General features: G+C 64.8%; 12 protein-coding genes and 1 tRNA gene. 4 read left to right on the plus strand and 9 right to left on the minus strand.

Annotation, left to right across the window (positions count from 1 at the left end):
- The first annotated feature begins 9 nt into the window (after window positions 1-9).
- Window positions 10-438, plus strand: coding sequence for an outer membrane protein assembly factor BamD (locus IRI77_RS29405; RefSeq protein WP_194448533.1), 429 nt, complete (start codon window positions 10-12; stop codon window positions 436-438).
- A 4-nt stretch (window positions 439-442) separates the two neighbouring features.
- Here IRI77_RS29405 and IRI77_RS29410 read toward each other — a convergent pair whose 3' ends face one another.
- A complete protein-coding gene (locus IRI77_RS29410) occupies window positions 443-910 on the minus strand; it encodes a DUF1801 domain-containing protein (RefSeq protein WP_194448534.1) in 468 nt (155 codons plus the stop codon).
- A 38-nt stretch (window positions 911-948) separates the two neighbouring features.
- The gene (locus IRI77_RS29415) at window positions 949-1,728 is read right to left on the minus strand and encodes a class I SAM-dependent methyltransferase (RefSeq protein ID WP_194448535.1); all 780 of its coding nucleotides are present in this window, start codon (window positions 1,726-1,728) and stop codon (window positions 949-951) included.
- Between the two features lie 269 nt (window positions 1,729-1,997).
- Here IRI77_RS29415 and IRI77_RS29420 point away from each other — a divergent pair, with 269 nt between their 5' ends.
- Both IRI77_RS29420 and IRI77_RS29425 read left to right on the plus strand, forming a co-directional pair.
- Window positions 1,998-4,031: a hypothetical protein gene (locus IRI77_RS29420; protein ID WP_194448536.1), complete on the plus strand. Its 2,034-nt coding sequence runs from the start codon at window positions 1,998-2,000 to the stop codon at window positions 4,029-4,031.
- Entirely contained in the window at window positions 4,028-6,055 is a 2,028-nt protein-coding gene (locus IRI77_RS29425) for an alpha/beta hydrolase family protein (protein ID WP_194448537.1), read from the plus strand. The genes IRI77_RS29420 and IRI77_RS29425 overlap by 4 nt, the downstream gene beginning before the upstream one ends.
- On the opposite strand, the gene IRI77_RS29430 is transcribed toward IRI77_RS29425, so the two are convergent.
- The 7 genes from IRI77_RS29430 to IRI77_RS29460 form a co-directional block, all read right to left on the minus strand.
- Window positions 6,021-6,584, minus strand: coding sequence for a toll/interleukin-1 receptor domain-containing protein (locus IRI77_RS29430; RefSeq protein WP_194448538.1), 564 nt, complete (start codon window positions 6,582-6,584; stop codon window positions 6,021-6,023). The two genes, IRI77_RS29425 and IRI77_RS29430, sit on opposite strands and share 35 nt — an antisense overlap.
- Complete coding sequence (locus tag IRI77_RS29435; RefSeq protein ID WP_194448539.1) at window positions 6,571-6,792, minus strand: hypothetical protein; 222 nt, start codon at window positions 6,790-6,792, stop codon at window positions 6,571-6,573. Before IRI77_RS29435 ends, IRI77_RS29430 begins: the two co-directional genes overlap by 14 nt.
- Before the next feature lie 120 nt (window positions 6,793-6,912).
- Complete coding sequence (locus tag IRI77_RS29440) at window positions 6,913-8,181, minus strand: hypothetical protein (RefSeq protein ID WP_194448540.1); 1,269 nt, start codon at window positions 8,179-8,181, stop codon at window positions 6,913-6,915.
- Window positions 8,168-9,700: a hypothetical protein gene (locus tag IRI77_RS29445; protein WP_194448541.1), complete on the minus strand. Its 1,533-nt coding sequence runs from the start codon at window positions 9,698-9,700 to the stop codon at window positions 8,168-8,170. The genes IRI77_RS29440 and IRI77_RS29445 overlap by 14 nt, the downstream gene beginning before the upstream one ends.
- The gene (locus tag IRI77_RS29450) at window positions 9,697-9,999 is read right to left on the minus strand and encodes a hypothetical protein (protein WP_194448542.1); all 303 of its coding nucleotides are present in this window, start codon (window positions 9,997-9,999) and stop codon (window positions 9,697-9,699) included. Before IRI77_RS29450 ends, IRI77_RS29445 begins: the two co-directional genes overlap by 4 nt.
- A gap of 224 nt (window positions 10,000-10,223) precedes the next feature.
- Window positions 10,224-12,449, minus strand: a complete 2,226-nt coding sequence (locus IRI77_RS29455; protein WP_194448543.1) for a Vgb family protein — start codon at window positions 12,447-12,449, stop codon at window positions 10,224-10,226.
- 5 nt (window positions 12,450-12,454) lie between these two features.
- The gene (locus IRI77_RS29460) at window positions 12,455-14,206 is read right to left on the minus strand and encodes a SpoIVB peptidase S55 domain-containing protein (RefSeq protein WP_194448544.1); all 1,752 of its coding nucleotides are present in this window, start codon (window positions 14,204-14,206) and stop codon (window positions 12,455-12,457) included.
- A 67-nt stretch (window positions 14,207-14,273) separates the two neighbouring features.
- Between IRI77_RS29460 and IRI77_RS29465 the strand changes: the two genes are divergently transcribed.
- Window positions 14,274-14,348: transfer RNA gene (locus IRI77_RS29465), tRNA-Cys, on the plus strand.
- The last annotated feature ends 62 nt before the right edge of the window (window positions 14,349-14,410 follow it).

Consider the following 14,410-nt stretch of genomic DNA (forward strand, 5'->3'; position numbering starts at 1 on the left):
AATTTAATTGTGGCACGCATACTCCCGCTGCTTCTGTTCTCCGCCGCGCTCGCCTGCGCCCAGCAGGCTGAGCCGCCCAAGGAGAAAGCGCAGCCTCCCTTCGCCGAACCGGAGGAGGAGGACGCCAGCGCCAAACCCAAGAAGGAGTACGTCTTCAATCCGCTGCAGGCGGAAACGGAGATCAAGACGGGCAAGTTTTACATGAAGCGCGGTAAGTGGAAAGCCGCCACACTTCGTTTTGAAGAGGCGCTCCTGTGGAACGGCCAGGCCGCCGAAGCCTATCTTTTACTGGGCGAGGCCCGCGAAAAGATGGGCGAATCCGCCGCCGCGAAATCGGCTTACGAAAAGTACCTCCAGGTCGCCCCAGACACCAAGGAAGCGCCCGAAGTGAAGAAGCGCCTCGCCAAGCTGCCCCAGGGTACCCAGGCCAAAAAGTAGCCTCCTACAACGGCCGCCGCGGCCTCTGTTTGGGGGATATCGATTTGATCACCAGGAGCCGTTCCTTCCGCGCCTTCTCCATCGGCTGCGCGTCCCGGTCCATCGACACCGCCAGCGCCACGAAGTGCTCCAAAGTCGGGTCCGCGAGTTCTTCCTGCTTCTTGAACGTCAGGCTCCGCACCGTGCTGCCCGAGCCCTTCAGCCGCTTCCCTGGATCCGGCAGCGCAGCCCCCGACAGGAAGAAGATGTTCACCCAGCGCGGATACAGCGCCACGGAAAACAGCGCGTCCGAGACCCGCTCCGTCGGCCCAAACCCGACCACCAGCGCGTTGTAGTTGTCGTAAACCATCTCCACCGCGCCGGGCAGCCGCTGCCTCATCCAGCTCACGGCCGCCCGGCCCAGTGCTTCGACCTCAGGTTCAAACCGCGCCAGGAATCCGTCCAGTTCCTTCTCGGCCGGAGTCTTTTTCATCCTGAGATCCTGCCACAAATCGGCAGCGGGACCAATAGCTATTCCGGCTTCCTCCAGGCCACCATCGAGCAGGGGAACCCGAACCGCAGCTCGCCATCCCGCTCATACGCCTGAATCGACAGCCTGTCGACCCCGACGTCACCTTGGATCAGCGTACGCAGCTTCTCCGCATCTCCTGGATTCGGGAACGATGCACCCAGCAGCGCCTCCACCGAGGTGTCCACTCGGTGGAACGCCAGCCCTATTTCGGCGAGACCCAGCTGCCGGCCCAGCTCGAGAAGCTCCGGCAGCGGCACCGCCCGGGCGTGCGAGGGATCCCGCAACGTCTCCATCGCATCGTAAGCGGCGCCCTTTTCCGGCTCCGGGGTGACATCATTCACGACCACCCGTCCGCCCGGCCGGCACACGCGAAGCATCTCGCGCAGCACGGCGCGAGGGTCCATCAGGTGGTGGAAGGAGTACCGCGTCACCACCAGATCAAAGCTGTTATCGGGGAAGGGCAGCTGCGTAGCATCCCCCAGCCGCCATTCGACGTTGGCGAGTCCCTTCTCGTCTTGCAGCACCCGCGCCTGCTCGATCATGGCCGGCACGAGATCCATGCCAACCACCCACTTCGCCACACCCGCGAAGGCGCAGCTGACGATCCCCGGTCCGCAGGCGATATCCAGAACTTCATCGGATCCCTGTACCTGTGCGGTTTCCAGAAGAAGCCGCAGAGAATCCTCCGTGGAATGCGAAGGCGCCTGGGCAAAAGGCACGGCCTGTAAAGTGAATTGACTGAGAATGCGCTCGTTATGTTCTACGTGGGAACGATCCATAGTCCATTATCTCCCACCCACCGCGTCCTCCACTCCGTCCCGCGCCATCCATCTCGCCGACCCACCACCTCGTCCACCCCGGTGGAGGGCAGACGCCCTCGTCGGCAGCGGATCCCCCGATCCGCTCAACCCGGAACCACCCCGTCCCGAGCCACCCCCAACTCCTGCTCACCGCGCCGTCCACCCCGTCGGGAGGGCGGACGCCCTCGTCCGCAGCGGATCCCCCGATCCGCTCAACCCGGAACCACCCCGCCACCCGTCGTGATTCAATGCAAGGTGTGATTCGGCCCCACGTCCTCCTCCTGGCACTCGCCCTCGGCCCGCTCGCATCGGCCCAACCTCGATTCAAGGTGGAGAACCACCAAGTTCAGATCCTCTCCGGCTCGGAACTCATCGCCCAATCTCTAAGCGAAGGACTCTGGTCCCTCTCCTGCGACTGGCGCGAGAACTGGCCCGCCAACTGGCAGCACGCCCAGCCGGCCAAAATCTCTACGGAAGGCGAATGGACCATCCTCACCGCCGACCTGCAGGCCTGCGGAGGCACCTGGTCTCTCCAGGACGCCTACCGCCTCGAAAACGGCCTCATTCACGGCCTCCGCCGCTTCACCTGGAAGGGCGCTCAGCCCGCCACCCACGTCACCCTCTCCGTTCGATTCGAAGTCCCGGCCGATTCCGCCCAGCCCGTCCTCCCCGGCATCAACTACTACGGCAACCCCTCCGGAGCCCGCAGCCATCGCGTCCCCGTCTCCACCGGCCAGCCCGGCGAAGAGTCCCTCTACGAAGAGCACCGTTACCCGATGCCGTTCGCGTCCCTGGAACTCCACCGCGGCAGCAGGCTCTGGGGCGCCGCCCTCCATTCCATCCCCTCGCCCGCGCCGTATGGCAATCGCCCTGACCAGTGGTGGTCGCTTGGCTTCGTTTCTCAACAGGGATCCACGGAACTCACCCTCCTCAGCGGACCAGCCGCCTCGAACGGCCAGCGCTCCGTCATTAAGGGCCTGCAGCGCGGTTTCATGCCCTATCCCGACGCCTGGCTCACCGTACCGCCCGGAGCTGTCATCGAAAAATCCTTCTACCTAGAAGCCTTCCCCGTCGACCGCGAAGGCTCCGCCTTCCAGCACTCGGTTCTGTCTTCCCTAGACCTCTTCCATCCTTTCTACGCCGGCGACTTGCCGGCCTTCTCCGACATCGTCCGGGCCAAGTACCGCTATGCCAAAACCCGCTGGCACGAGTCCCCCGACTTCACCACCTTCCAGAAGTACGTCGACCGCCCCCAATCCGTCATGGGCTGGACCGGCCAGGCCGAAGCGCCCGGCTACGCCCTCCAGGTTCTAGCGCCGGGACTGAACGACCCTGCCGCCCTCACCTACGCCCAGAAGTCCCTCGACTTCCTCTCCGCCGCCACCTTCTACGACGGCGGCTTTCACAACTGGTACGACCTCCAGAAGAAGACCTGGGACCGCGCCGAGGTCCTCAACCAGGGCCAGGCCATGCTCGCCTTCGCCCGGGCCATCAATACCGGCCGCAGTGCCCATCGCAACACGGCCAAATGGGAAGCCTTCCTCCGCAAGGCATCCGGCATCCACGCCGCCCGCATCCTCAAAGCGGATTGGAAACCTGCCTCCACCAACGAAGCTTCGTTCATCGCCCCGCTCGTCGAAGCGGCGCGCCTCTTCCAGACTCCGCTCTACCGCCAGGCCGCCCTCAAGGCCGCCCAACACTATGCCGATCGCCATCTCGCCATGCGTGAGCCCTACTGGGGCGGCACGCTCGATGCCTCCTGCGAAGACAAAGAGGCGGCCGCCCTCGCCTTCCAGGGCTTCCTCTCGCTATATGAGGACACCCATCAACCCGAGCACCTCACCTGGGCTCGCCACGCCGCCGACGTTGTCCTCACCTACACTTACGTCTGGGATGTCCCCTTCCCGGCCGGCCGCCTGACCGACCACCGCGTCCGCACCCGCGGCTGGACCGCGGTCTCCGTCCAGAACCAGCACCTCGACGTCTGGGGCGCCATCGTAGCCCCCGAGATCTACCGCCTCGGCCAGATCGACCATCGCGAGGATCTCAGACAACTGGCCCTTGTCATGTACCGCTCCTGCGGCCAGATCATCGACCCCTACGGCAGCCAAGGCGAACAACTCCAACAGACCAACTACGCCCAGCGCGGAGCCGATGTCGAACTCGCCAAGCTCCGTGGAGACTACAACGAGTCCTGGACCGTCTTCTGGATCACCGCCCACTTCCTCACCGGAGCCGCCCGTTTCGCCGAACTCGGCGTCCCCATCTGGACCCAGCCATGACCCCGATCTCGCGCCGCGCTATCCTGACCTGGCCCTCCCTCGCCTGGGCCCAGCCGCCCGCGGCGGCTCAGTCCAGCCTGGCTCTCCATCTCGCTGCCCAACTCGACAACCTTGCTATCGAGTGGGACGCCCGCCGCGCCGCCATCACAACTCCAGCCGCCTTCCAGAACCGCATCCGGTTCATCCAGGCGCGCGTTCGCGAAATGCTCGGGCCCCTCGGACCGGCCACTCCGCTGCATGCCGAAGTCACGCGCATTACCCAACGCGACGGTTACCGCATCGAAAACCTGCTCTTTCAATCCGCGCCCAATCTTTGGGTCACGGCCAACCTCTACGTGCCGGCAAGCCCCGGCCCTCATCCGGCCGTTCTCTCGCCTTGCGGCCACTACGAAATCTCACGCCAACACCCCGACTACCAGCGCGCCTATATCCTGCTCGCCCGCGCCGGCTTCGTGGTACTCGCCTATGACCCCACCGGCCAGGGCGAACGCCGCCAATACTGGGACCCCGTCACCAAAACGCAGCAGGGCATGCTCCGCAGCGTCGACGAGCACTCCCTCTCCGGACACCTCCTTCTCCTGCTCGGACAATCCCTCACCGGTTACCTCGTGCGAGACGGCATGCGCGGCATCGACTACCTGCTCAGCCGCCCCGACGTCGACCCGCAACGCATCGCCTGTGCCGGCCACTCCGGCGGCGGAACCCTCACCATGTTCCTCGCCCATGCCGACCCGCGCATCCGCTGCTTCGTCATCAACGAGGGTGGCACCTTCCACCGCTGGCCCATGCACCTCCAACCCGGAGCCAAAGTCCCCATCGCCGACGCGGAACAGAACCTGTTTCCAGCCGCCATTCACGGCATCGACGCCTGCGACCTGCACTCCGCTATCGCTCCGCGACCTCTCCTGGCCTTGATCGAGAACTACACCCCGGCCTTCCAGGAAACGGCCGCGCACATCCGCCGGCGCTACAGCCTGCTGGGCCATGACGCCGATTTTGAAACCGCCGAAGCCCAGGCGCCACACGCCTGGACTCAAAAACTCCGTCTCGCGACGGCCGACTTTCTCTCACGCCATCTGCTACAAAAACCAGGGCCCACGGAAGAGCCGCCGGCCAACCCCGAGCCGCCCGATGTCCTCAACGTCACCCCATCGGGATCCTTGAAACACGAGCAGCGCGGCCTCACGCTGTTTCAGTTCGTCCAGCGAGAAGTCCATAAACATCAGCCAGTTACCTCCGCGGCACTACGCCAGTTCCTGCGCCTGCCGGCCCAGCCCAAACCCGAGCCCCGCCGGATCCACGGCGAGACCATCCACAACATCCGAGTCGAGACCTACGACCTGCCCATCGACTCAACGCTCGCCCTCAAGGCCACCGCCTATCACCCGGCCAGCCCTTCTCGCGAGGCGCCCATCGTCCTTATCGGCGATCAGCCCCATGTCATGAATGCCGAACTCGCTAGTCAGGGCCGCCGCATCCTCGCCGTCGACGTCCGAGGACTGACCGGGCCTCCGTCCGCCAACTTCAGCCACCTCTTCGCGCCCGAAACCGCCCACGCCTACCTCGCCTGGTATCTCAACCAGGACCTCTGCGGCCTGCGCGTCGCGGACACCCTCCAATCCATTGCCAGCGCACGGCTTATCTTCAAAACGACAAGTGTTGTTTTGGAGTCTCGCGGCCTCGCCGGCGTCTGGGCGCTATGCGCCGCCGCCATCGAGCCCGCCATCTCCGCCACCACCTGCCTCACCCCCTTGCTCTCCTACGCCGCCCTCACTCGAACGGACCGCCACCTTGTCCCAGCCAGCTACCTGGTCCGAGGCCTTCTCCAGCTCGCGGATCTGCCTGAAATCGCAGCCCTGATCGCGCCCCGCCGACTCACCATTGCCGCTCCGGTCGACGCCATGCTCCAGCCCATTCCGTTGAACGAAGCCATCGCCGAATACCGGCCCACCCGCGACGCCTATCGCCGCGTCGGACACGCCGGCCGCTTCACCCTTGCCGCCGGGCCGCTTCCTTCCGCATAGCCGCGATCAGCCGCTCCATCCCGGCTGTAAACTCTGGAAATAAATCGACATACTGCCATTGTTCACTGATCCGGGATGGCACGCCGCACTCCTCCAGCCGCACCGGCAGGAAGAACAGGTCGTCCAATGGCAGGCTCCGCGCGCAATCCAACGCATAGCGCAGCTCGCTCTGGAACGTCCCGCGCTTGCCCACGGACCGCCACGACAGGCACGCCACGAAGAAATCCGCCGTCCGGATCGCTCCTTCTATGGCTCGCGGCCAGTTCTGTCCCGGCACCAGCGCGTGCCGGTCCATCCACGGCTGAAAGCCCGCCTCCAGCAGCGCAACTCTCATCCTATCCACTACTTCCGAGTCCTCCACGGCGTAGGCCAGAAACACCTTCGGCCTCTGCTCCCGCTGGAACTCGACACCCTCCACCCCGCGCGTAAACACGCCCAGGCTGGCAATCTCCACCGCTTGCCCCTGATTCAGGCACCGTTGCAGCAGCCGGGCCACCTGCCGCGTCGTCACCGGCCTATTTGCGGCCACGGCCGGGACTCCTCATCACGCTCGCCTTCTCGAAGCGGAACGACGAGTTCCGTTCCGGCACCAGCCGCCCCAACCCCGGCAGGGAAACCACCTCGCCGTTTCTCAACCGGCTGAGGATCCGCTCCACCGTCCGGTCCAGTTCATCCGCGGCCTGGGGGATGCTCTGCCCGCCAGCCGTCAAAAGATCGATCAGATACTTGTTCGTCATCGGCCGGCATTAAACACCACGAAAACAAGAATCTGCTCGGTGTGCTCGCCACGCCTGCAGCTAAGCAATAGAAAAAGACCAAGTTGTGGCTTGAAGAAATATTTCGAAAGGCTGTGACCGCTATTTCAAAGAGCCCGGAATCGCGATTTCCACGCCGCTCCGCTCGAACCGCCGCACCACCCGCACGCCTTCGGGACGGGGCAGAGCCGCCTCGTCGGTCCGCAGGACATAGACCTCGGCCGTTACTCCTGGCCGCAGGACTACGTAGGACGCGGGCCTGTAGAAGCGCAAGCCCTGCTCCATCGGGAACTGCACGGCCACCGGACCTTTCGGGTGCAAGCCGTCCAGTGCCGCGGCCACGGCCTGGTTGTCGGCGTCAAAGCCCCACGCTGCATAGACTTGCGGCTGCACCGAGGAGACGGAAACCAGCGCCAGCAGCGACAGTGGCAGCGCACCCCAGCGCAGTCGCCGGGCCGCCTCGGCCGCTAGGAGAAAGACCAGTGGTATCAGATAGATGCCGGTTCGCCCGTAGGGCCAGGGGAAGTGTGCAAACCCATGCAGCAAGGCAATTCCAGCAAGACTCAGCCCGAGTGTGATTGTCAGTGCCCCCCGCTCCATCCAGGCGCCCCACACCACGGCCAAGGGGACGGCTACAACCAGGACCGTGGACAAGTCCGGCCAACCCGGCACATCCATCAGGCTCCGCCACGAGATCCAGGGTGAAGCGACGCCATAGTAAAACCGTTCGCTGACGGCTCGACTCACGGGGATCGCCAGAACGACCAGCGCCGCCACCAGGCCGGGAGCCGCCAGTTCATCCACCCGCCGCCACAGGCGTTTCGTGACCAGCACCGAGAACAACCAAGCTGCCGCCGGCACGACGTAGACGGGATTCGAAGCCACCGCCAACCCAAGTGCCAACGACGCGCGCCGGTATCGCTCTACCCCAGTCTCAGTCATGGCGTAGATGACGAACCCCATCCCCAGGCTGTAGCCCCGGGCCAGGGAGAAGTAGTCGATCAGGCCGGCATGCACCGCCAACAGCACTGCTGTCGCCGCCATGAGAGGCGTATCCCCCAACCGCTGCCGGGTCAGCCTCCAGACGCTCCACAGGTACAACAGCGTGCCCAGCAGCGCGGGCAGCCGGAAGCGCAACTCACCCTTACCCAGCAAGGAGATAACGGCCTTGCACAGCAGGCTGTGCAGGACGTGGTGGTTCGCGTCGTAGGTGGTGAGCACCTGCAGCAGCGGCGGGGCCACGAACTCGTTGAAAGTAAAGGCCTCATCGGTCGTGATGGAGGTCGTGGCCGCCCGCCACAGGTGAAAGCAGAACACCGCCGCCAGCAAGGCGCCAGCCCATCGAGACCACTGCAACTCATTCCAGCGCAAAGAGATGCACCTCCTCGCGCTGCCCCGTCTCCTTGGCGCCCCAGAATGCGGCGTTGCGGTGCAGTTCGTCGGCCAGGGCGCTACCCTCTCGTACTACCACATGCGTGATCCCTAATCTTTTCAGGAAGATCACAGCACCTCGGCGCAGCCCGGCGGGCGGCTCGACGGAGCGGCCGTAGCTCCCTAAAACCCGGACCTCGTCGAACTCAAACGGTTGTCCAAAATCGATCTCCACGGCACAGTCGCAGCCGCTCACCACGCTGTTGTCGAACGCCCATCCGGCCCGTTGTTCGCCCTCAGTCGCCCGGATCCGCCATGCGGGCGAGCGAGGCACTTCCACGCCCGCCCGATAGAACCGCACTTCCCCGTTAACCCCTTGCCGTGGAAGGGCATACGTCCTGCGAGCCCCGCCAGGCACGGGGATGCGCGATTCACGCCAGGTCCCGAAGGCGCGGCTCATCGTTGCCAGGAGCGCCGGGTCCCCGCTCACGGGATGCGTCATCAGGCTCCGGGCCAGGGGTATCTCGCTCAAAAAGAAGGCGTTGGGACCGACGGAGCGCTCCAGCATCCGCGCGTCTTCCACGCCCCGGCTCAGCTCCTGAACCGGTGCCAGACGCTCCGCCAGACCAGGCCAAACCGTCACCAGTTGGAAGCCCACCAACACCGCCGCCACCGCCTTCTGACGCCGCACCAGCCAGCCCAGGGCAAGCGCCGCAAACGGCACGAGGACCCAGGGCAAATGCAGGAAAAGAAAGCCAGAGAACGCGTTTCCACCCGACTCCGGAGCCACCCGCCAGGCAAACCAGGCTAGAAAGAAAGCCCAGGGCAGAATCAGCCACTGGCGCGCGGCGGCGACGAGCCAGATGGTCGAGAATATGCAGAACGCAAACAGCACCTGCGATCCGCCAAACCCGGCAAACCCAAGCAGGGGCGCAGCCGTGAAAACGAGCAACGCCGCGGTGACCGCCCCCAGCGGCTCCATCCATCGCCGGGCCGCGGCCAGGACCGTCAAGGCCAGGGCGGCATGGAAACAGAGGTGGACCAGGCGGATGGCCGGCTCCGCCCCGAAGCGATACGGCAAGGTCCAGAATGTACCTGCGTCCCACCCCGGCGGGGTCCAATGGCGCACGATCCCGATGGCTTGCACCAACGCCTCGTCCCAAACGACAGGCGTTGTTTTACCGTTCGTGAGGGCCCAAAAGCCGAACACCCCCATGACGACAGCCATCAGGGCCATCAGCCATCGGGGCAGTGGTTCGTCCGCCTCCACACGGATGTCCTTCCGCCGCCAAGTCGCCAACGCTGTCAATAGGATCGAGGCCCAGAGCAGCGCGCCTTTCCGTGGGCCGGCCCACCAGACGGCCGCCGCCGACAGAGGCACTCCAACGGCAAGTGCGGCCGGCCAGCGTTCCCCCGCGCGCAACCGGATCCGGCACAATCCGAGGATAAGCCAGCCCAGCGAGCCCGTGAGCACCACGGTCGCCAGCGAGCCCTCCAGAATGTGCCATACCTCTTTCATTCTTCGAGGAATCCAGCCCCCGTGACGAGTACGCCCAGCTTCGCGCCATCGCCAGGGGACACCCAGGGCTTATCGACAATGCCGACAAGAGTAATAACCTGCTCTTCCTGGGCCAGGGCTTTTGGGATGGGGGCCCGGAATCTGTACTGCGCCGCATGGTCACAGCGCAGTGTGCCCACCTTCTGCCCATTTACTTCAAATGTCAGAGTGATGGGGCCGGTGTCCCTAAGCGTCGCGTCCGCTACCTCGAAGTCGAAGGCCGCCAACCACTTGCCGTCCCATGGGAGGGTACAGCGCACGGTAGGCCACGCACCCGTCCAGCGCTTCCATCCAGTGTTCGCTATGTCATTCAAAATGAAGGAGCTGGTGCGAGGCTCGCTCATGGACGCAAAGCACGGCATCTCTAGCGGATCCTCTGCCGTAACTTGTGCAAGTTGCTCAGGAATCGGGGCGAACCGCGGCGTGCGCGAGCATCCGGCCAGGACGCCCGCCAACACGAGAACCGCTGTTCGCCACATCGGAGTTAGCGCAAGACCAAACGCGCCAGGCCCGGATTGCCAGCCGAATCGAATACCCGCACGACGACACTGTGCTCGCCGGAAATGGCGTTGAACCGGACGATGAAGCGTTCCTGTTTGCTGTCCGCAATGCCATCGGCCGCATCCATCAGTTTCCAGGCGGAGCCGTCAAACGAGAACTCTCCGCGCCTCACTGGGGAATGCGCATCGGAAGCGTCGACATCGATCTCGATCTGATTGCCGTTCACGCGGGGCGTGCCCATCGTCACCGTGGGCGGGGTCTGGTCGATCAGCACAGGCTGGCTCACCAGTTCGCCCTCGCGGGCCGAGGCCGGGCTGTTGGCGAGTCGGTCCGACGCCAGTACGCGGAAGTAGTAGCGGCCGTCCGCGAAGACCTCGGTCTCCTGCATGTAGGTGTTGTCGGCGATCTCGCTTTTCAACAACTTCCAGGTGACCTCGTCTTCAGCCCGGTACCACAGAGAATAAATGAGCTTGTCGCCGTCCGGGTCGTCCGCCTGCCAGGCGATGAAGAGCTGGGGCGTGCCACTGCGGCTGATGTTTTGGGTGGGTGTCCCGCTGCTGGTGGCCGTGCCGGCGTCGCCCGAGTCAGTCACCGTAATGCTATACGAGATCGGGGTTTGCGGCGCGGCGGCGGCAGTCTTTTGGGCCGAGGCGACCCACTGCGGCGTGACCTGAACGCTACGCACCACAGGGCGCCCGTTCTGCGGCTGGTAACTCACTGAAACGGAATCGAGTAGCGGCGACTGGCCGTTCACGGGCTGGAACTCGGCCTGCCACTGGATATAGCGGGCATTCGGGCTCGAGATCAGGGCCTTGGCCAGGTCCGAGACCGGCTCGGACCAATCACTCCAAGTGCGGTCCGGCCGGGCCGAGTTGCCGGCGCGCGTCCGGAAGCTCATCTTTCCAGACGAGTTATCCGTTCGCCACTCCAGCCGGCCCCAACGGGCGACGTTGCCCGCATCATGGACAGGCGACTCGTAGGTGCCCTTCGCTATGGGCTGGTTTGAAAGCCGGTAGAGTTTGGCCTGATTGCTGGTCGCGGCCACGATGCCCTGCGCCGTGGGCAGCAACCGGGTGGTCTCGGACTCGTGCGTTTCCAGCAGCAGCGTAGCCTTTAAGTCCTGGGAAAGACGGTAGATGCGGCCGCGCTGGTCGGTTGAAAAGACCAGGTCTCCGTCTTTCAGGATGAGATCGAAGACATTCTCTTCCTTGGACGACCAGACCGTCTCCACCATGTTGTCGGGCGCAATGCGGTAGAGCGCCGCTTTCTCCACTCCGGTGACATCGACGGGAGCCGGCGTGGGCGGGGTTTCCGCCCCGGTGGCGGCCGGCGGCTTGGCGGCCTCGGGTTTGGGTTTGATGTCGACGCCGGCTTGCGCGTCGGATGTGACTGTAATCGTGGAGGTTACGACGCCCTGGGGCTGCTGGCTGGTGGCCGCCGCTGCCGCTGCCTGGGCCTGCTTCTGGGCGAGGGCTCCGCCGAGCGCGGCTACGAAGATCGACCCGTCCGGAGCGAGCACGATGGAGCGGATCTCGGGCAGGCTGGAGTCGTAGAGAACAAAGGCCTTATCTTTGGCCTCGATACGGAAGAGGATGCCGTTCGGCTCGGTGCCGGCCAGCACCCGGCCATTCGAATCGATGGCCAGGGCCGTGACATGGGATTGGCCGGTCTCGTACCAGACTGAGCCCCTGCCCTCCGGGGTCACGCGCCATACCTGGCCCTGGTCGCCCGTGGCGGCGTAGACCGCGCCATCCGGACCGACCGCCAGGCCCCAAATGTACTTCGACCTGGGGTTGAAGAACTCCGTCGCCTTGCCGCCTTCGATGCGGTAGATGCGGCCGTCGGGCGAGGTTCCGGCATACAGGCGGCCCTGGCTATCCAATGCCAGCGCAAAGACTTCCGGCTGCTGCGAGGCCCAAACCACGGTGGGCTGGCCGCCGGGCTTCACCTGATAGACGCGGCCGCGATGGCCGGTGGAAAAGTAGATGGTGCCGTCGGGTGCGGAGATGACGCTCCAGATGCCGGCTTCGCCGGTGGAGGCGAGGGTGTCGAGCGAAGGCGCGAGCGTCAGGCGGCCGTCGCGCGTCAGGGAAATGCCCTGGAACCGGCCCTTGATGAAGTCGGCGAAGGTGTTGCTTTCCCAGGCCGTGGAGCCGCCGGCCCAAAGGCTCGCCATGGCCAGTGCGGCGCACGGCAGGAGTCGTCTCAAGCGATTCATTCCTTTACATCCACTTGAACAGTCTTGGAACCGGAAAACTGGAAGCCCGCGGAAGGCATCTCAATGGATGCTACCAGTGCATTGGCCTGTTGGGTAGCGGTGTGGCTCAACGCCATGGCCATGGACGGCGGAGGACTCGGCATGGTCTCGCCCTGGACCAGCCAGGACGGTTGGGACCGCCAGACCCTGAGGTACGGCCGGTCGTTGGGATGGAGGCCGGTGAGGAAATCGTACAACTGCGGCGCGGAGCGCGGCGGGGTGAGAAGAAACTGTTTGAAGTCGGAAAGATTCGCCGAGGGGCCGTCGGTGACCGTGAAATAGAGCGGACCCACCGGGGCACCGATGGGCACCTGATACTTCGCGGTGCGCATCATTTCGACGCCATGTTCACCGGCGAAAGTGGCTGTAATCTCCACCGATTCACCGGGCCGGACCTCGCGCTGCGAGGCCCAGATGGAATCGAGCTGAAGCTGCTTCTTCTCATTCGATACCTCGATGTCCAGATCGAGGCCGCGCAGCTTGAGGGCATCGAAGCCGCTCTGGAGGACGGCCGAGACCGGAGCGGCGATGGCGGCGGAGACCTGCTGGGGGGCGCCGAGGTCGGCGGCATAGATGTTGTCGAACTTGACGGCCGGCGCTCCGTCCATCAGAACCTGGCCGCGCAGGGTGATGGTGCTGACTCCGGTGCTGCGCTCAGTGGCGTCGATGGCCGAAAAGACCGCCATCTGGACCAATAAAGGGGTGAAGAGGCGATCCTCCACCATATCCATCTTGTAGGACCACTCGCGCGTCGAGCCGCCCCGGCTTTTGACGCGGATGGACAGCGGGATCATGTCGGCCTTCTTGCCGAGCTCGCCGGAGATGGCGACGCTGCGGTCCTGTGTGATGGCGCCGAGCCATTCGCGCGGGGTGGAGATCTTAAAGGACTGGTTGTTGCTGGCCAGGAGCGTGATGACCTCGGAGCGAGCGAAGGGCATCTCCGTATCGCCGATCGCCAGGAAGCGATGACCGAAGGCGTAGACGCGGTTGCCGTCGATGTGGGTCACGGTGCCGTCGGCTCCGACGTTCAGGTCGCCGCGCACGAGCTGGACGCTGATCATCGAGCCTGGCTCCAGGGGCGTCTTCGATGCGCCGGCGGCCTGGATGGCGCGGCCTCCGCCGGAGACGCCTTGCACCGGTTCGAGGCCGGCGGCTCGCAGGGCGGGTGCGAAGTAGTCCACGGTATTGCGGGTGAAGCCGCTGAGCCAGAAGGGGGTGGCGATCTCCATCATGCGCTGCGGGCCGACTTCGAGGCCCTGCGATCTGGGCAGCGAGTCGCGACCGTCGTAGGGGAAGCGGACCTCGGCGGTCTGGCGGGTGGAGGGGCTGACGGTGAGCATCTCCTCGATGGGGCGGATGCCGGCGATGGGGTCCTTGGAGAAAGGGAACGAGAGGGCGACGGCGCCCATCAACCGGCCGTTGTAGTAGACGGGGCTGCCGCTCATGCCCTGCATGACGCCGGTTTTTTCGAGGCCGGCTCCGCTGAGGCGGGCGAGGATGATGGACTGTTTGGGACCGGCGTTTTCCAGGACGCCGAGCACTTCCACCTGGAACTCTTCCACTTTCATTCCGGCGAAAACACTGCGACCGACGGCCTTCATGCCTGGACGGACTTCCCGCAGCGGGAGGATGCCGCCGGTCTGCGCCTGTAAGGCGGCAGCGAGGACGAGTACCAGGAAGATCGGGGAGGTCCGGGGCACGTTCACCATTGTAGACGCCAACTTCGCGCAAAATGCTTCAGTGCGTTATAGTAATAGCGTATCCTGCCACTGACGGGGCGCGGTAGCCAAGTGGTAAGGCAGAGGTCTGCAAAACCTTTATTCACCGGTTCGACTCCGGTCCGCGCCTCCAACATAGCTAGACCCCCATCAACCGAGCTGCCCGGAGTGCTTTCGAATTGCGGTTCGATCCGC

Source organism: Paludibaculum fermentans (genome assembly GCF_015277775.1).
GTDB lineage: Bacteria > Acidobacteriota > Terriglobia > Bryobacterales > Bryobacteraceae > Paludibaculum > Paludibaculum fermentans.